The sequence below is a fragment of the Streptomyces sp. NPDC006512 genome (assembly GCF_040611935.1).
Taxonomy (GTDB): Bacteria; Actinomycetota; Actinomycetes; order Streptomycetales; family Streptomycetaceae; genus Streptomyces.
The window spans coordinates 173,706-190,358 of record NZ_JBEXPG010000004.1; the positions used below are offsets into that span (position 1 = coordinate 173,706).

Annotated in this window: 15 protein-coding genes; 7 read left to right on the forward strand and 8 right to left on the reverse strand. The window is 74.8% G+C overall.

Annotation, left to right across the window (positions count from 1 at the left end; genetic code table 11):
- Positions 1-34 precede the first annotated feature (34 nt).
- Together ABZZ17_RS04590 and ABZZ17_RS04595 are read left to right on the forward strand one after the other, a co-directional pair.
- Complete coding sequence (locus ABZZ17_RS04590) at positions 35-1,750, forward strand: carboxylesterase family protein (protein ID WP_356871925.1); 1,716 nt, start codon at positions 35-37, stop codon at positions 1,748-1,750.
- Between the two features lie 4 nt (positions 1,751-1,754).
- A complete protein-coding gene (locus ABZZ17_RS04595) occupies positions 1,755-2,909 on the forward strand; it encodes a serine hydrolase domain-containing protein (protein WP_356871927.1) in 1,155 nt (384 codons plus the stop codon).
- A gap of 13 nt (positions 2,910-2,922) precedes the next feature.
- Here the strand turns inward: ABZZ17_RS04595 and ABZZ17_RS04600 are convergent, their stop codons facing one another.
- On the reverse strand, positions 2,923-4,266 hold the full coding sequence (locus ABZZ17_RS04600) for a M64 family metallopeptidase (RefSeq protein WP_356871929.1): 1,344 nt from the start codon (positions 4,264-4,266) through the stop codon (positions 2,923-2,925).
- 150 nt (positions 4,267-4,416) lie between these two features.
- On the opposite strand from ABZZ17_RS04600, the gene ABZZ17_RS04605 reads away from it, so the two are divergent.
- On the forward strand, positions 4,417-5,793 hold the full coding sequence (locus ABZZ17_RS04605; protein WP_356871931.1) for a helix-turn-helix transcriptional regulator: 1,377 nt from the start codon (positions 4,417-4,419) through the stop codon (positions 5,791-5,793).
- Positions 5,794-5,859: 66 nt separating this feature from the next.
- Here the strand turns inward: ABZZ17_RS04605 and ABZZ17_RS04610 are convergent, their stop codons facing one another.
- Positions 5,860-7,383, reverse strand: coding sequence for an MFS transporter (locus tag ABZZ17_RS04610; protein WP_356871933.1), 1,524 nt, complete (start codon positions 7,381-7,383; stop codon positions 5,860-5,862).
- A 158-nt stretch (positions 7,384-7,541) separates the two neighbouring features.
- Between ABZZ17_RS04610 and ABZZ17_RS04615 the strand changes: the two genes are divergently transcribed.
- Positions 7,542-7,718: a hypothetical protein gene (locus ABZZ17_RS04615; protein ID WP_356871935.1), complete on the forward strand. Its 177-nt coding sequence runs from the start codon at positions 7,542-7,544 to the stop codon at positions 7,716-7,718.
- A gap of 66 nt (positions 7,719-7,784) precedes the next feature.
- Here ABZZ17_RS04615 and ABZZ17_RS04620 read toward each other — a convergent pair whose 3' ends face one another.
- Positions 7,785-8,030, reverse strand: a complete 246-nt coding sequence (locus ABZZ17_RS04620) for a DUF6158 family protein (RefSeq protein ID WP_356871937.1) — start codon at positions 8,028-8,030, stop codon at positions 7,785-7,787.
- A gap of 65 nt (positions 8,031-8,095) precedes the next feature.
- Positions 8,096-9,166, reverse strand: a complete 1,071-nt coding sequence (locus ABZZ17_RS04625) for an AI-2E family transporter (protein ID WP_356871939.1) — start codon at positions 9,164-9,166, stop codon at positions 8,096-8,098.
- A gap of 112 nt (positions 9,167-9,278) precedes the next feature.
- On the opposite strand from ABZZ17_RS04625, the gene ABZZ17_RS04630 reads away from it, so the two are divergent.
- Together ABZZ17_RS04630 and ABZZ17_RS04635 are read left to right on the forward strand one after the other, a co-directional pair.
- A complete protein-coding gene (locus ABZZ17_RS04630) occupies positions 9,279-10,586 on the forward strand; it encodes an MFS transporter (protein WP_356871941.1) in 1,308 nt (435 codons plus the stop codon).
- Positions 10,587-10,671: 85 nt separating this feature from the next.
- Positions 10,672-11,409 (forward strand): hypothetical protein, encoded by a 738-nt coding sequence (locus ABZZ17_RS04635; RefSeq protein ID WP_356871943.1) that lies wholly within the window; start codon positions 10,672-10,674, stop codon positions 11,407-11,409.
- Between the two features lie 22 nt (positions 11,410-11,431).
- Here the strand turns inward: ABZZ17_RS04635 and ABZZ17_RS04640 are convergent, their stop codons facing one another.
- The 4 genes from ABZZ17_RS04640 to ABZZ17_RS04655 all read right to left on the reverse strand — a co-directional run bounded on the left by ABZZ17_RS04640 (position 11,432) and on the right by ABZZ17_RS04655 (position 14,122).
- Positions 11,432-11,785, reverse strand: a complete 354-nt coding sequence (locus ABZZ17_RS04640; protein ID WP_356871945.1) for a hypothetical protein — start codon at positions 11,783-11,785, stop codon at positions 11,432-11,434.
- Positions 11,786-11,890: 105 nt separating this feature from the next.
- Complete coding sequence (locus tag ABZZ17_RS04645; protein WP_356871948.1) at positions 11,891-12,121, reverse strand: hypothetical protein; 231 nt, start codon at positions 12,119-12,121, stop codon at positions 11,891-11,893.
- Between the two features lie 142 nt (positions 12,122-12,263).
- Entirely contained in the window at positions 12,264-12,932 is a 669-nt protein-coding gene (locus ABZZ17_RS04650) for a response regulator transcription factor (RefSeq protein ID WP_356871950.1), read from the reverse strand.
- Positions 12,929-14,122, reverse strand: a complete 1,194-nt coding sequence (locus tag ABZZ17_RS04655) for a sensor histidine kinase (RefSeq protein WP_356871952.1) — start codon at positions 14,120-14,122, stop codon at positions 12,929-12,931. Before ABZZ17_RS04655 ends, ABZZ17_RS04650 begins: the two co-directional genes overlap by 4 nt.
- A 276-nt stretch (positions 14,123-14,398) precedes the next feature.
- Between ABZZ17_RS04655 and ABZZ17_RS04660 the strand changes: the two genes are divergently transcribed.
- On the forward strand, positions 14,399-16,600 hold the full coding sequence (locus ABZZ17_RS04660) for an MMPL family transporter (RefSeq protein WP_356871955.1): 2,202 nt from the start codon (positions 14,399-14,401) through the stop codon (positions 16,598-16,600).
- Positions 16,601-16,653 lie beyond the last annotated feature (53 nt).

Below are 16,653 nucleotides of genomic sequence, written 5' to 3' on the forward strand. Positions count from 1 at the left end.
TGGGCCGGGCACTCGCTCAGAAGGGGGGCCGGTCATGCCGCAGCCCGGAACCGTCCGACCGCCCGGGACCCTCCGGCCACCCCTGGCCCGCCGGCCGGCCGGGGCGCAGCGCCGCGGGCTGCCCGCCGCGCTGCTCGCCGCCGCGTTCCTGCTCGGCGCCGCCGCGGCCGGACCCGCCGCCGCCCGGGGCGGGGGCGCGGAGCACCCCGTCGTGGAGACCGCCGAGGGCCCCGTACGAGGGCGCGCGCACGGCTCGTACGACACCTTCGAGGGGATCCCGTACGCCGCTCCGCCGACCGGCCCGCTGCGCTGGCGGCCGCCGCGGCCCGCGCCGCACAGGGCGGACGTGCTCGACGCCGGGGCGCCGGGCCCGGTGTGCGTGCAACTCCCGCCCCTGCGGCCGCCGGTGCCGACCGGGTCGGAGGACTGCCTGTTCCTGAACGTCACCGCCCCGGCGGGCCCCGCGCGGGCCGGGCGGGACCGGCCGGTCATGGTGTGGTTCCACGGGGGCGGCTTCCAGAACGGCGCGGGTGCCGCGTACCGGCCCGGTCCGCTGACGGTACGGGGCGGCGCGGTGGTCGTCACGGTCAACTACCGGCTCGGCGTCTTCGGCCTGTTCGGGCATCCCGCCCTCGCCGGCGCCCCGAACTTCGCGCTCGCCGACCAGCAGGCCGCCCTGCGCTGGGTCCGGGCGAACGCGGGCCGCTTCGGCGGCGACCCGGACCGGGTCACCGTGTTCGGGGAGTCGGCGGGCGGGCTCGGCGTCTGCGCGCACCTCGTCTCGCCCGCCTCGGCCGGGCTGTTCCGGCGGGCGATCGCGCAGAGCGGGTCCTGCTCGACGACGATGCCCCCGTACGCGCTGCTGCCGACGCTCGGCACCTACGAGCCCTTCGTCCCTGAGGCGCGCACGGTCGCGGCGGGTGTCGCGGCGGCGGACGCGCTGGGGTGCGGGGCCCGGCCGCCGGACGCCGTCCTCGACTGCCTGCGCGGCCTGGCACCGGCCCGGCTGGCGACGCCCGGGCTGATGGAGCGGTTCTCCCTGCTCTCCTACGGGAACCGGACGCTGCCCGAGGCTCCGCGGCGGGCCCTGGAGTCGGGGCGCTTCCACCGGGTACCGGTGGTACAGGGCACGAACCTCGACGAGATGCGGCTCTTCCTCGCGCAGACCCTGGCGGCTCATCCGGTGGCCGATGAACGGACCTACCGGGAGCGGCTCCTGGCCTCCTTCGGGCCGTCGGCTCCGGCCGTCGGGGCGGCGTACCCGGCGGCCCGGTACCCGACGGCCGCGCTGGCGTGGGCCGCCGCGCTGTCCGACGCCTCGTTCACCTGCCCCGCGCTGCGCGACGGCCGGGCGCTGGCCCGTCACGTGCCCACGTACGGCTACCGGTTCGACGACCGTGACGCCCCGAACTTCCTGGGACTGCCGGAGCCCGTGAGTTTCCCCTACGGCGCGGCCCACGGCTTCGAACTCCCCTACCTCTTCGGGATCGTGCCCCTGGCCCCGCCCCAACAGGCCCTGTCCGAGCGGATGGCGGAGTACTGGACCCGCTTCGCCCGCACCGGATCGCCGAACGGGGCTTCCTCCGGCCCCCGGTGGCCCCGCCTCCCCTCCGTCTCCTCCCCCGGGCCCGCGTCCGTGCTGTCCCTGGCTCCGGGCCCGGGCGGCATCCGGCCGGTGGACGCGACGGCCGCACACCACTGCGCCCTGTGGGATTCCCTGCCCGCGTTCCACGACTCCGACGGAAGGTGATCCGATGACGGGACTGCGCGAGGTGCTGGAGACGCACACCGGCGGCGGGGTGCTGCCGGGCGCGGTGGCGCTGGTGGCCCGGGACGGCCGGGCCGAGTGCGTGGCGGCCGGCCGCGCCGAGGCCGGCGGCGGGACCCCGATGGCACGGGACTCGCTCTTCCGGATCGCCTCGCTGACCAAGCCGGTGACGGCCGCGGCGGCCATGATGCTGGTCGAGGAGGGCCGGATGGCGCTGGACGCCCCGGTGCGGCGGTGGCTGCCCGAGCTGGCGTCGCCGGTGGTCGTCCGCACGCCGTCGTCCCCGGTGGACGACGTGGTACCGGCCGTGCGCCCCATCACCGTCGAGGACCTGCTCACCTTCCGGGCCGGGTACGGGTTCCCGTCGGACTTCTCGCTGCCCGCGGTCGGCCTGCTGTTCAGCGAGCTGAAGCAGGGCCCGCCCCAGCCGCAGCACGTCGCGCCGCCGGACGAGTGGATGGCGGCGCTGGCCCGGATCCCGCTGCTCCACCAGCCGGGCGAGGCCTGGCTCTACCACACCTGCTCCGACATCCTCGGCGTGCTGGTCGCACGGGTCTCGGGACGGTCGTTGCCGGAGTTCCTGGCCGAGCGGATCTTCGGTCCGCTCGGGATGGCCGACACCGGGTTCGAGGTCACCGGGGACCGGCTGGGCCGGTTCACGGGCTACTACCGCGCCGGGCCGCGGGGCGGTCCGGCGGAACTGGTCGACGCCCCCGGCGGGCAGTGGAGCCGTCCGCCGGCGTTCCCGGCGGGCGGGGGCGGGCTGGTGTCCACCGCCGACGACTGGTACGCCTTCGGGCGGATGCTGCTCGCCGGGGGTACGGCCGACGACGGGCGGGTGCTGCTCTCGCCGGACTCGGTGCGGCAGATGACCACCGACCATCTGACGCCGGCCCAGCGGGCGGGCGGCGAGCTGTTCCTGGAGGGCCAGGGCTGGGGGTACGGCGGCTCCGTCGACGTCGAGCGGCGCGATCCGTGGAACGTGCCCGGGCGCTACGGCTGGGTCGGCGGAACGGGTACGGCCGCGCACGTCGTCCCGTCCACCGGGGCCGTCACGATCCTGCTGACCCAGCTCGAAATGTCCGGGCCGACCCCGCCCGCCCTGATGCGCGACTTCTGGCGGTACGCGGCCGGCGCCTGACGCTCCGCGCGGGTCAGAGGCGTACGTTCCAGGTCGCGGTGGAGCTCAGGGTCTTCGCGATCGCGGGGTCGCGTACGGAGTCCGTGCGGTCCCGCGCCGTCACGGACAACCGGTGCCCGCGCAGGTCGAAGAGCCACAGTTCGGCGACCCGGACCTCGGTCCGGCCCTCGAACCGCTTCAGTTCCCGGCCGTCGAGGTACCAGCGGACCTCGATCCGGCGGCCGTCGGCGGCGGCCAGGGCGGGTACGGCGGCCCGCGCGGTGTGGCGCAGGCGCAGGGTGCGGTCGGTGGGGGTGAGCGGGGTGACGACGTTCGCGTGCCGGTGGAAGCCGGCGATCATCGCTTCGACCCCGGGCAGGTTGAAGGGTTTGCCGAGGACCCTCATCAGGGAGTTGTCGGTGGGGCGTCGGAGTCCGGTGGCGTAGTAGCCGGCACCTTCGTACGCGGCGACCGTGCCGCCGTCGGGGGAGGTCTCACCGAGCCAGCGGTACCACTTGGTCCGCTGGGCCGCCATCCCTTCGGCGTCGAGCGTGGAGGTGTTGGGGTCGGCGGGCTCGGGGCCCGTGTACTTCTCGTAGTCGGGGACGCCGGGGTAGAAGTACTCGTCGGCGAGCTTGCCGAGGGAGTGGCCGGTCTCGTGGATGGCGACCTGACCGGACTTGGGGTGGCCCGCGGAGGCGGTGGAGATGCCTTCGTACCCGAGGGCGGCGCTGGGCTCGTTGTAGCCGGCTCCGCCGTACTTGGCGCTGTTGGCGAGGACGATGACCAGGTCCGCCTCGGGCGCCCGGGCCACGTACGCGTCCACCTTGGGCTGGTCGACGCAGAGCAGCCGCTCGATGTCCTCGCACCAGAAGCGGCTGCCGAGCGCGGTGTCACGGACCGTGCCGGGGTCGGGGTCGCCGGAGACCCCGGACTGGACGGACACGGCGTCCACGGTCCACAGGTTGAAGAGGGTGCGGTAGGTGGCGTAGGGCTCGACGGCTTCGACCTCGGCCCATTTCGCCCGGGCGTCGGCGTGGAACCGCGCGAGCTCGTCGGCGGTGTAGCCGTCGCCGACGACGACCACGTCCAGGCGGTCGGCGGTGGGGCCGTTGTCGATCACCTTGGTGACCTTGCCGTCGGCCGTCCGCGCCGACGCGGAGGGGCGGGGGGAGGCCTTCGCCGGTCCGGCCGCGGGCACGAGCACGTGGCCCGATCCGGCCTCGCCGCCGTGTTCGGGCCCGGGTATCTCGACCTCGACGCGCCCGGGCCGCGGCGGGCCGGCGGCCGTCGCGGGCACCGGGGCGCTGAGCAGGACGGCGCTCGCGCAGGCGGCCGCGAGGGCCGCGCGCAGGGCCGGACGGACGGAACGTCTCATCAAGTCCTCCACGGGGAGAGGGAGTTAAGAAGGGAGTTAATTCGAGTGAATCGGTTGCTTAAATTAGGTGGCGCACGGGGCGTGCGCAATGGTCCGCCCCGGCTGAATACTGGTGGGCGCGCACAACACGCTCCACAGCAGGGGGTTTTCATGGACGAACCGGCCGAGATCGGGCGCCGGGTGCAGCGGCTGCGCGGCGAACGCGGGCTGACCCAGCGGCAGTTGGCGGAGCCCTCGTACACTCCGGCGTACGTGTCGACCCTGGAGGCGGGCAAGGTCCGGCCTTCCGAGACCGCCCTGCGCTTCCTGGCCGGGCGGCTCGGCACCTCGTACGAGGAACTGACCACCGGGCGTCCGGCCCGGCTGGCGACCGAGCTGCGGCTGGCCCTGACCGATGCCCAGCGGACCCTGGCCACCGGGTCCGCCGAGGAGGCCGCCGCCCACTTCCGGCGGCTGCTCGCCGAGGCGGAGGAGCTGGAGCTGGCCGACGAGCGGGCCGAGGCGCTGCTGGGGCTCGGCGACTGCGCGCTGGAGTCGGGCGCGCTCTCGCAGGCCATCGCCCGCTTCGAGGCGGCGGAGGCGCTGCTGGCGGGCGAACCGCTGCCGCGCCGGGCCCGTCCGGTCCGGGGCCGGGCCGTGGCCCACCTGCTGGCGGGGGAACTGCGGTACGCGTGCTACCTGCTGGAGTCGGCGATCGACGCGCTGAACGCGGAGGGCTTCGCCGATCCCGAGGCGCTGCTGCTGCTCTACTCGGCGGTGATCGGGCCGTACATCGACATGGGCGCCCACGCCCGTGCCGCCCACGCGGCGGAGCTGGCGCTGGCGCTGGCACCGCAGGTCGGGGATCCGGCGCTGGTGGCGGGCATGCACCGGCAGGTGGCGCGGACGTTCCTCGCCGAGGGACGGGTGGCCGACGCGGACGCCTCCCTCGCGAAGGCGCAGGCGGTCTACCGGCAGCTGCGGCTGCGGACCGACCTGGCGCACTGCCACTGGATGCGCGGCTACGTCCAGGCGCAGCACGGGGAGCTGGAGTCGGCCGAGCGGGAGCTGCGGACGGCGCGGGAGATGCTCGCGGCCAAACGGGCGGCCCTGTACACGGCACAGGTGGAGGTGGAGCTCGCGGACGTGCTGCGGCGGCTGGGCCGGTACGCGGAGGCCGCGGAGCTGGTGTCGGCGCTGCTGGAGCCGGGCGGCGGCCCGGTGGCGGGGCCGGGGAGCGTGCACGCGGGCGGCGCGCACCGGCTGCTCGGCCTGATCGCGGAGGAGCGCGGGGAGACGGAGGCGGCCGAGGAGCACTACGTACGGGCGCTGGCCCTGCTGGAGCGCAGCGGCGCGGGCGGGGACCTCGCCGACCTGTGCCGGCTGCTGGGCGATCTGCTGCGGCGTACGGGGCGGACCGAGGCGGCGCTGGACGCCTACCGCACCGGGCTCGGGCACCGGTCGGCGCCGGGGACGACGACGCTGGGGCCGGCTCCCGCCGCGCCCGCGTTCCGTCCGCCGACGACACCGCTCCCGGCGCCGCGGTGAGGGCGGCGCCGGGAGCGGTCCCGGGCGGGGCCGGTGCCCCTCGACGGGCCGGCGCCTCTGGACGGGTCAGTGACCCTCGGTGGGCCGCAGGTCGCGGGGGATCATCGCCCAGGTCGTGGCCGCGGCGGCGAGGGCCAGGGCTCCGGCCATGAGGAACGCCGGGGTGATCGCCAGGGTGTAGGCCTGGGAGGCGGTGTTCAGCAGGGCCTCGCCGACGGCGCCGCCGAGCCGCTCGGCGGTGTGCGCCGCCTCGCCCACGGAGTCCCGCACCGCGCTCGCGGCGGGACCGTCGAGGTCGAGCGCGGGCAGGTTGTCCCGGTAGAGGACGGCGGCGGTGCTGCCGAGGACGGCGACGCCCATCGCGGAGCCCAGTTCGTAGCAGGTCTCCTCGATGGCGGCTGCGCTGGACACCTCGTCGGCGGGCGCGGCGGAGATCAGGGTGACGGAGGCGACGGTGGTCGCGATGCCCGCGCCGAGCCCCATCACGGTCAGCGCCGCCGCGAAGGCGGGGTAGCCGAGGCCGGTGAACTGCTGGACGGTCCAGGGCAGGGCCATGCCGGCCGCCAGGACGAGCAGTCCGGCGCCGAGGACGTGCCGGATCGGAAAGCGCTGCATGAGCGTGGGCGCCACCATCGAGGCGCAGATCAGTGCGAGGGGGGCGGGCAGCAGGCGCAGTCCGGCCTCCAGCGGGGTGTAGCCCTGGCCGTACTGGAACCACTGGGTGACCAGGAACAGGATCGCGCCCATGCCCACCATCGGCAGGAAGATCGCGGTCGCGGCGACGCTGAAGGCGGGCTTGGTGAACAGCCGCACCTGGAGCAGGGGGTTGTCCAGGCGCAGCTGGCGGCGGACGAACACGGTGAGCGCGACGGCGGCGAGGATCAGCAGGGCCCAGGGCAGCGGGTCGGCGACGCCGCTCTTGCCGAGCTGCTTGATGCCGCCCGCGAGGGCGAGCATGCCGACGATCGACTGGCCGACGCCCCACCAGTCCCAGCGGCCGGTGCTGCGGGGGGAGCGCGATTCGGGGAGGTAGCGCAGTCCGGCGGCGACGATCACGGCGGCGACGGGCAGGTTGAGGAGGAAGGCGGAGTGCCAGCCGTAGTCCTGGACGAGGAGGCCGCCGACGACGGGGCCGAAGGCCATGCCGCCGCCGAACACGGCGGCCCAGACGGCGAGGGCGAAGGCGCGCTCCTTGGCGTCGGTGAAGACGCCGCGCAGGATGGACAGGGTGGACGGCATGATGGCCGCGCCGCCGATGCCGAGCAGGGCGCGGGCCGCGATGACGTGCCAGGCCTCGGTGGAGAGCACGGCGATCAGCGAGGCCGCGGAGAAGATGCCGAAGCCCGCCATGAGCAGCCGCTTGCGGCCCCAGCGGTCGCCGAGGGCGCCGGCGGTGACCAGCAGTCCGGACAGGGCGAGCGCGTAGACGTCGATGATCCACAGCTGCTGGACGGCGCCGGGCTGGAGGTCGCCGACGAGCGAGGGGAAGGCCACGTTGAGGATCGTGGTGTCCATCGAGATCAGCAGGAGGCTGCCGGAGAGGATCGCCAGGACGATCCAGCGACGCGGGTCCGGCGTGGGGGTGCGCATGGGTTTCCGTTCGGTGTGGTGCACGGGTCGGCGGGGCACCCGGGGCGGACCCGGGCGGTGGAGGCGGCGTCCGGTGAGCCTTCTCCGTTCACCTTGATGAGCCCCCATCGCCTCGAATGATACAAAGCTGTCTCACTTGATGCAAAGATGCCTCAGTAGTGCCCAGGTTCGGGCTGCCCGTCGTCACCGTGGGACACGTCGAACGCCTCCCCGGATCCGGGGAGGCGCTGCTGGTCGACGACGGTGCCTACGGCGCGCTGCGCGAGGACGTGGTCACGGAGCTCTGTGCCCGCCGCGGGGCGCCGCGTCCGTTCTTCGGTGGCGCCCGGGTTTGAGGGGCGCCGCGCCGGGCAAAAGCCGACTGCCGCCCCGCGCATTCGCGGGGCGGACCAGTTTTCCGGTCAGTCCTCCCCCGCCGAGCGGGCGCGGGCTCCCGAGCGGGTGCGGCCAGCGGTGGGTGTGCGCTGCGGGTGACGGCGCACGTACTCGTCCTCCAGCTCCTTGAGCCGCTGCGTGTGCGTGGCCAGCGCGTCGTCCGACCCGTACAGGAGCGTCTCGTGGCGCGTGCGGTGGATGGTTTCCAGCTCCTTGAGCAGCCGGCCGTCCTCCAGCTCGCGCGCCTCCGGTCCGCCGGCGTGCTCTGCCATCGCGACCACCTCCACGTCTTACGGTAGGGAGTCCTCCGCCCCCGCGCGCGCGGGCCGGTCCCCGGTCAGCCGGCCGGCCCGGGCGGGGCGGCCGGGGTGAGGGCGGCGTGCGCGCGCAGGGCCGTACGGACCGACCAGACCACCGAGACCAGCGGTACGGCGACCACCGCGCCGACCACCCCGGCGGCGATGGCCCCCGCCACCACGGAGACCGCGACCACCAGCGGATGCAGCCGTACCGCCCGGCTCATCACCAGCGGGTGCAGCAGGTGCCCCTCGATCTGGCCGATGACCACGATCAGCGCGACCACCAGGGCCGCGACGACCGGCCCCTTCGCCGCCAGCGCGACCACCGCGGCGACGCCCAGCGCGACCGGTGAGCCGACGAGGGGCACGAACGCGGCGAAGAACTCCAGCAGCGCGAGCGGCACGGCCAGGGGGACCCCGAGGAAGTACAGCGCCAGCCCGACGAGCACCGCGTTCGTCGCGGCGACCAGCACGATCCCGTGGGTGTACCCGGTGAAGGTGCGCCAGGCCGCGCGCCCGGCGACCCCCACCCGCTCGCGCGCCGGTTCGGGCAGCTGCGCGCAGAACCACGACCACTGCCGGTCCCCGCCGTGCAGGAAGAGCACCGAGGAGAACACGGCGAGGGCCAGCACCGTCAGCACCTGCACGACGTGCCCCGCCCCGCTGACGGCGGTGCTGAGCAGGGTCGAGCGGTGGCTGGAGAGGTAGGCGCCGATCTTGGACTGGACGTCGGACAGCGCCTCGGGATCCAGGCGGAACGGCGGCTTCTCCAGCCACTCCTCGATGCTGTCGAGGCCGTCGCGGAACTCCCGTGCCAAGGTGGTGCTCTCCCCGGCCACCGCCTCCCCCACCAGCGCGAACACGCCGAGGACGAGCACCGCGGTACCGGCCAGGGTGGCCGCGACGGCGAGGGAGCGCGGCAGGAAGCGCGTGAGGCGGCGGGTGGGCGGGCCCAGCAGCGCGGTCAGGACGAGACCGAGGAAGAGCGCCACGCCGATCTCGTGGAAGCGGCCCAGCACGGCGAAGACCGCGTACACGGCGGCGCCGACGACGAGCAGGCGCCAGGCGTAGGAGGCGGCCGTACGCAGGAGCGGGGACACCGTCGGCATGGTCCATGGGTGCCACGGCGGACGGGCCCTGCCACGCGCCGGTGACCGATTTCGCCCGTCCGGGGAGAAAACGCGTTGCCCGCGCGGGCCCGGACACGGACGATGGCACGTCGTGAGTACCTCCCGTTTGACCGCCGTGCTGCCGGATCTCGCCCCCTGGCGGTCCAGCCGCGACTTCCGGCTCCTCTTCTACCAGGGGACCGTCACCTTCTTCGGTTCGTTCATGGCGATGATCGCGCTGCCGCTCCAGATCAAGCACCTGACCGGCTCGCCGCTGGCGGTCGGTGCCATGGGTGCGGTGGAGCTGGTTCCGCTGGTGGTCTGCGGGCTGTACGGGGGCGCCCTGGCCGATGCGGTCGACCGGCGCCGGCTGATCCTGCTGACCGAGGCCGGACTCGGTCTGCTGGCGCTGCTCCTGCTGGTCAACGCGCTGCTGCCGGAGCCGCTGCTGTGGCCGCTGTACGTGGTGGCGGCCGGGGTGTCGGCGCTGACCGGGCTCCAGCGGCCGGCGCTGGACTCGTTGATGGCGCGGATCGTGCCGCACGACCAGCTGTCCGCCGCTGCCGCCCTCAACGGGCTCCGGTACCAGTTCGGAGCGATCGCCGGTCCCGCGCTGGCCGGTGTGGTCGTGGCCTGGGCCGGGTACGCCTGCGCGTACGCGGTCACGGTCTCGGGCTTCCTGGTATCGGTGCTGCTGTGCGCGCGGCTGCGGCCGGCGCCGCCGGCGGGAGGCGCCGTGCGGCCGTCGCTGCGGGCGATCGGGGAGGGCGCGCGGTACGCGTGGAGCCGGCCGGTGCTGCTGGGCACGTACGCCGTGGACCTGGCGGCGATGTTCTTCGCCTTCCCCAACGCGATCCTCCCCTTCCTCGCCGACGAGCTCGACGCGGTGTGGGCGCTGGGCCTGATGTACGCGGCCGGCGCGGTGGGCTCCCTGGTGCTGGGCATGACCAGCGGCTGGGTGTCGCGGGTGCGGCGGCACGGGCTGCTCGTGGTCTTCGGCGCCGCCGCTTGGGGACTGGCGATCGCGGCCGCCGGATGGTTCTCCGGGATCTGGCTCGTCCTGCTGTGCCTCGCGGTGGCGGGCGCCGGCGACATGCTGAGCGGGCTGGGCCGGGCCACCATCTGGAACCAGACGATCCCCGAGGAGCTGCGCGGGCGGCTCGCCGGGATCGAGGTGCTCTCGTACAGCGTCGGGCCGCAGCTCGGCCAGGTCCGGGCGGGCACCATGGCCGGCTGGACCGGAACCCGGCCGGCGTTCTGGAGCGGCGGTCTCGCCTGCGTAGCCTCGGTGGCCGTACTGGCGGCGCTGCTGCCCAAGCTGATCTCGTACGACGCCGGGACCGACGAGGACGCGCTGCGCCGCCGGGCCGCCCGGGAGGAGGCGGACCGCGAGGAGGATCCGGACCGGATCCCGTCGTAGGCGCGGGCGACGGCGCCGCCCCCGCGACACCCGGAACGGCGGCTTCCGCGATGCGGTCGGGTGGCTTCTCCGGGAGGGTGACGGCATGGGCGCGTGGTGGTACCGCAACATCCTCGAACCGGGCAAGCTGCCGCTGCTCCTGGCGCTGTCCGCGTTCGTCGTCACCTTCGCCGTCACCCGGGTCATCACCCGGATGATCCGGGCGGGCAAGGGTCCCTTCCGCAACGTGACGCCCGGCGGCCTGCACGTCCACCACGCCGTTCCCGGGGTGGTGCTCATGACCGTCGGCGGGTTCACGGCGATCGGGGGCGGCCGCACGGGCTGGGGGGCCGCGCTGTCGGCGGTGCTGTTCGGGATGGGGACCGGTCTCGTACTCGACGAGTTCGCGCTGATCCTGCACCTGAGCGACGTCTACTGGAGCAAGGAGGGCACGGTCAGCGTCGAGGTGGTCATCATGACCACGGCCCTCGCCTCGCTGCTGCTCTGCGGGTTCCTGCCGCTCGGCGTCGACGGGCTGACTCCGGACGAGGAACAGAGTCGCATGACCCTGGTGTCCACGGTGGTGCTCAACCTGCTGCTGGCCGTGGTGGCCCTCTTCAAGGGCAAGCCCCGGATGGCCGTGCTGGGGGCGGTGGTTCCGGTGATCGCCCTGTTCGCGGCGGTCCGGCTGGCCCGGCCCGTGTCCCCGTGGGCCCGGCGCTTCTACCGGACGAGGCCGAAGACGCGGGCCCGGACGATGCGGCGGGCCTACCGGCACGACCGGCGCTGGAGCGGACTGCGGCGCCGGGTCGAGTACCTGATCGGCGGCGCCCCCAGCCGGTAGCGGCCGGGGGCCCGCCCGCGGGTCAGGCTCCGGCCGGCGCGGGGGCGGACTCCCCTTCGAGCTCCCACGCGTGCCGCTTGAACTCCCGCCGGAAGTCGGCGTGGTCCTCCCACTGCCGGGCGATGCCGCGCAGCACGTCCCAGTGGTGCTCCACCGACTGGTCGATGACGTTGCGCATGCGCTGGTCGGCGGTGGCCCGCTTCTCGATCAGCCCCTTCACCGCGGACGCCTCGAGCACGCTGTTGCGCAGGGCGCGCAGGGCCCGGGAGGTGTCGTCCATCGCGAAGCCGCGCTCACTTCCGGTCTCCGCGTCGAACAGCGGGGTGAGCCGCGCCTCGATGAACGCGGTGATCCGCTCGAAGTGCTGCACGTCCATCAGGGGTCTCCGTCTCCTGCCGCGCCGGTGAGCGGCTCGGGTACACGATACGAGGGCCGGACCGCCCCCCGGAGCAGGGGACCCCGCGTGACCGGCCGCTCCGTGTCACCCCGTCAGCGGGGGCGGCGGGGTGACCGCGAGGACGGGGGGCGCCGGTGAGGTGGCGCGGTGTCCGCAGGGCTCGAAGACGAGGACGACGGGTCGGCCGGGCCGTTGGCGCCAGGAGATCCGCTCCGGGGCGGCCGCGCACTCCGGGCAGTCGGGCAGCGGGCCCGGCCGGGTCCGGCCCTCGGGCACGGCCACGAGTACCGACGGCATGGGGTGCGGATCGCGCATGGAGGCTCCCTGGTACGGCGGTTGTGCTCCTGGCACTGTGCCATGCGCACCCCCTCGTCCGCACGGGCGAATCATCCAGTGTTCTCGCTGGTCAGCGGTTCGGGCGCCGGGCGGATTCGGGTCCTCTGCGGGCACTTGGTGATCAAGTGGTCCTCCGTTCGGCCTCGACCAGCCCCGACTCGTAGGCCGCGATGACCGCCTGCGCGCGGTCGCGGACGCCCAGCTTGCCGAAGATGCCGGTGATGTGGTTCTTGACCGTGGAGACGCTGATGTCCAGGTCGGCGGCTATCTCCGCGTTGTCGAGTCCGCCGGCGAGCAGGCGCCAGATCTCCAGCTCGCGGGGGGTGAGCGCGGCGGGCGCGGCCGGGGCGGGCCGGCGCTCGCGCGGGGAGGAACGCACGTAGGCGGAGATGAGCCGGGTGAGGAGCCGCGGGGCGACGGCGGCCTCGCCCGCGTGGACGGTTCGGACGGCCGCGATCAGCTCCTCCGGGGAGATGTCCTTGGGCAGGAAGCCGGAGGCTCCCGCGCGCAGGGCGGCGACCACGTACTCGTCCATGTCGAAGGTGCTCAGGGCCAGCACGCGGGCGCCGGGCCGCAGGGCGGCCAGCCGTTCGGTCGCCCCCACCCCGTCGAGCACCGGCATCCGGATGTCCATGACCACCACGTCCGGGTCCAGCCGCAGGGCCATCTCGACGGCCTCGGCGCCGTCGCCGGCCTCGCCGACGACCTCGACGTCCGGATCCGGGGCCAGGATCAGGGCCAGACCGCGCCGCACCAGCGGCTGGTCGTCGGCGATGAGCACGCGGATCATCGGCGGTGTTCCTCTCGCTCGGCGGCGCCCGCTCCCGGTGCCACCGGGAGCCGGGCCGCGACCCGGAAGCCGCCCGCCTCCAGCGGGGCGGCCTCCAGGGTGCCGCCCTGCAGGGCGACGCGTTCACGCATTCCGATCAGACCGTACCCGCCGCGCCCCGGGGGCCGTGCGGCCGCCGTGCGCCGGCCGGGAACGCCGCCCTGCCCGCCGCCCGTTCCGTCGTCGCTGACCTCTACGGCGACCTCGTCCGCGCGGTACGTCAGCCGGACCCGGGCCCGGGCGTCACCGGCGTGCTTGCGGGCGTTGGTCAGGGCCTCCTGCACGACGCGGAACACGGTGAGGCCGACGGTCGGCGGCAGCTCACGCACCGTTCCGTCGACGGTGAACTCGGTGTCCATGCCCGCCAGCCGGGCCTCCGTGACGATCCGTCCGAGGTCCTCGGCCCCGGGCTGCGGGGCGGGCGGGGTCGCCTCGGGTTCCTCACCGGCCCTCAGGACGTCGAGCAGCTGGCGCATTTCGGCCAGGGCCATCCGCCCCGAGCCCTCCAGGATGACCAGCGCCTCGCGGGCCGCCCCCGGATCGTGCGCGAGGTTGGCCCGGGCTCCGCCGGCCATCAGCTGCATGGTGGTGATGTGGTGGGCGACGATGTCGTGCAGCTCCCGGGCGATGCGGCGGCGTTCCTCGGCGACGGCCCGGTCGGCGAGCCGTTCGCGGTCGGCCTCCGCCTCCCGCTCCCGGTGGTTCATGACCAGGGCCGCCACGACGACGAGCAGCGCGGCGACCGCGTTGGCGGCGACGCCCCAGCCGCCGGGGAGCAGCATGCCGCCCTGTCCGACGGAGGGCATCGGCACCGCGGCGAGGGCCGCCGCGGCGACCACGGCGGGCCGGCAGCTCCGGGCCAGCGTGTACAGGGCGATGATCAGGGCGAGCCCGAAGTGCGGTGCGACCGGACCGGCCGTGTTCACGACCACGCCGAGGGCCAGTACGGCCGTGAACACCAGGACCGGGTGGCGGTGCCGGGCGATCAGGGACATGCCCGCGAGGAGCAGGGCGAACGCCGCGGTGACCTCGATCGGGTTGCCCTCGAACTGGTTGCCGACGGAGAAGCCCAACAGGTCTCCCGCGGCGGCCCCGACCGCCACCAGGGCGTCGTTGCGCGTCCATGCCGGCCCGCCGGCGCGCGTGCTCATCTTCCCGGTCCTCCCCCGGCCCGCTCCGCCCGGCCGGTGCCGGGCCCGTCCGCGGGCGGACTCCGTGGATCCATTCTGGCACCGGCCCGGACCCCCGCCACCGTCCTGCGGTCGGGTCCCGGACCAGGACTCCGGTCCTGGTCCGGGCCGCCGGCCGGACCGTGGTCCCGGTGGCGGGATCCTCCTGTGCCGGGACGCGCGCGGCCCTGGTCACTGATGGTCTGGAGGGGTCCCGGCGGGTCCGTCCGGCGGGACCGCACAGACCGGAGGAGACCAGTGATCCGCGCCCTGACGGGATGCTCGACGAGAAATCCGTGGAAGGTGATCGCCCTGTGGGCGGTGCTGGGCATCGCCCTGACCATCCTGGGCCAGATGTTCGTCTACCGCGCGATCCAGACGGGAAACGGCGACTTCCTTCCCGCGCGCTACGATTCCGCCGCCGCGCTGAGGATCGCCGAGGAGAGCTTCGGGGTGCGGCCGGACTCCAACCCGCTGACGGTGCTGGTGGCGCGGACCGACGGGGCCGCTCTGTCCGCCGACGACGAGCGGCGGGCGGACGAGGTGACCGCGCGGCTGTCCCGGCAGCGGATCGTCATGCCCGTCACCAAGGACACCATGCCCGGGGCGCAGGACCATTCGCAGGTGCCCTCGTTCGGCGGGAGCATGACGGCCCCGGACCGCGCCTTCCGGCTCCAGTCCGTGGAACTGAAGGGCAACCCGGAGGACCCGGGGGTGCAGGACACCTACCGGGCCTTCCGCGACCACACCCGCGAGGCCTTCGGTGAGGCGGGCCTGCGGACCGGGTTCACCGGCGGCCCGGCGAGCACCGTGGACGCGGCCGATGCCGAGAAGACTCGCGCGACGGTCGTCGGCGCGGTGATGACGGGTCTGATCGTGCTGCTGCACGTGCTCGTGTTCCGCAGCCTGGCGGCCGCCCTGCTGCCGCTCGTGGCGGTGGCGATCGTCGGCGGCGCGGCGACGGGGGTGGTAGTCGGGGCCTCCATGCTGACCGGCATCCGGCTCGCCCCGTCCACGCCCGGACTCGTCAACGTGGTGCTGGTGGGCATCGGCATCGACTACTTCCTCTTCCTGCTGTTCCGTTTCCGCGAACGGCTGCGGACGCACCCGGAGCAGTCGGGCCGGGAGGCGGCCCGGGAGGTGGCGGGCCGCGTGGGCACCGCGGTCACCTCGGCGGCGCTGACGATCGTGGCCGCGTTCGCCACGCTCGGGATCGCCTCCTTCGGCCAGTTCCGGGTGCTGGGCCCGGCGATCGCGGTGTCCGTGCTGGTGATGCTGCTGGGCAGCCTGACCCTGATGCCCGCGCTGCTCGCCGTCACCGGCCGGGGCATGTTCTGGCCCTCGCGCTCCCTCAAGCGCGAGCCGCGCGCCGGTACGGCCGGATCCCTGGGCGGGCTGGTGGCCCGGCGCCCGCTGGTGCTGGTGCTCGCCTCGGTGGCGCTGCTCGGGGCCCTGTCCGCGGGCCTGGCCGGGATCCGCATGGACTACGGGCAGGGCGGCGCGGCCGGGGAACGTACGGCCGCCGTGGACACGGCGCGGGAGATCGCCCGTTCCCTGCCCGCCGGGGTCTCCGACCCGACCGGTGTGTTCGTCATCTCGCAGGACGGCGCCCCGCTGAGCGCCGAGCGGCTGTCAGGGCTGGCGGGGGCGCTCGGCGGGGTGCCGGGGGTGGGGCGGGTCGCCCCGACCGTGCTGAGCGAGGACCGGCGGGCCGCGCGGATCGACCTGTCGCTGACCGTCGAGTCGGGCCGGCCGGAGGCCCGTGCCCTGGTGGCGGGTCCGGTCCGGGAGACGGTGCGGGCGAAGGCGCCGGCCGGGACCGGGGCGCATGTCGGGGGTACCGCCGCGGTGTTCGCCGACATCGCGGTGGCGGTGGACGAGGACCTCAAGGTGATCTTCCCGGTGGCGGCCGCTCTGATCGGGATCATCCTGCTGGTGCTGCTGCGGAGCCTGCTCGCGCCGGTGGTGCTGATGATCGCCGTCGGGCTGGGCTTCGCGGCCACGCTGGGTGCTTCGGCGCTGGTGTTCCAGCACGGGCTGGGGCGGCCGGGTGTCGACTTCACCCTGCCGCTGGTGCTGTTCCTGTTCGTGGTGGCGCTCGGTACGGACTACAACATCCTGATCGGCGACCGGATCCGGGAGGAGATGGGGAAGCCCGGTTCCGCCCGTGCGGCGGTGGCCCGCGCCGTCCGGCACACGGCGCCGGCCATCGCGACGGCGGGTCTGGTGCTGGCCGCCTCCTTCGGGAGCCTGGCGGTGAGCCCCCATCCCGGTACGCAGCAGATCGGCTTCGCGACGGCGGTGGGGATCCTGCTGTCCGCGTTCGTCCTGTCGGTCGTGCTGGTGCCCGCCCTGACCGCGCTGCTGGGCCGGGCGACCTGGTGGCCGCTGGTGCCCCGGCCCGCCGCCGCCCCGCACGCGCAGCCCGCCGCGGACCCGGAGCGCGTACCCGTCGGCTGAGGACGGCGGCCGGGCGCACGGGGGCGCCGGCGCGCGGAGACCTCGTACGGTCC

Excerpts from the sequence above, each read along its gene's own strand:
- ABZZ17_RS04590 (WP_356871925.1), top strand. The coding sequence starts at position 35 with ATGCCGCAGCCCGGAACCGTCCGACCGCCCGGGACCCTCCGGCCACCC.
- ABZZ17_RS04595 (WP_356871927.1), top strand. The coding sequence starts at position 1,755 with ATGACGGGACTGCGCGAGGTGCTGGAGACGCACACCGGCGGCGGGGTG.
- ABZZ17_RS04600 (WP_356871929.1), bottom strand. The coding sequence starts at position 4,266 with ATGAGACGTTCCGTCCGTCCGGCCCTGCGCGCGGCCCTCGCGGCCGCC.
- ABZZ17_RS04605 (WP_356871931.1), top strand. The coding sequence starts at position 4,417 with ATGGACGAACCGGCCGAGATCGGGCGCCGGGTGCAGCGGCTGCGCGGC.
- ABZZ17_RS04610 (WP_356871933.1), bottom strand. The coding sequence starts at position 7,383 with ATGCGCACCCCCACGCCGGACCCGCGTCGCTGGATCGTCCTGGCGATC.
- ABZZ17_RS04620 (WP_356871937.1), bottom strand. The coding sequence starts at position 8,030 with ATGGCAGAGCACGCCGGCGGACCGGAGGCGCGCGAGCTGGAGGACGGC.
- ABZZ17_RS04625 (WP_356871939.1), bottom strand. The coding sequence starts at position 9,166 with ATGCCGACGGTGTCCCCGCTCCTGCGTACGGCCGCCTCCTACGCCTGG.
- ABZZ17_RS04635 (WP_356871943.1), top strand. The coding sequence starts at position 10,672 with ATGGGCGCGTGGTGGTACCGCAACATCCTCGAACCGGGCAAGCTGCCG.
- ABZZ17_RS04640 (WP_356871945.1), bottom strand. The coding sequence starts at position 11,785 with ATGGACGTGCAGCACTTCGAGCGGATCACCGCGTTCATCGAGGCGCGG.
- ABZZ17_RS04645 (WP_356871948.1), bottom strand. The coding sequence starts at position 12,121 with ATGCGCGATCCGCACCCCATGCCGTCGGTACTCGTGGCCGTGCCCGAG.
- ABZZ17_RS04650 (WP_356871950.1), bottom strand. The coding sequence starts at position 12,932 with ATGATCCGCGTGCTCATCGCCGACGACCAGCCGCTGGTGCGGCGCGGT.
- ABZZ17_RS04655 (WP_356871952.1), bottom strand. The coding sequence starts at position 14,122 with ATGAGCACGCGCGCCGGCGGGCCGGCATGGACGCGCAACGACGCCCTG.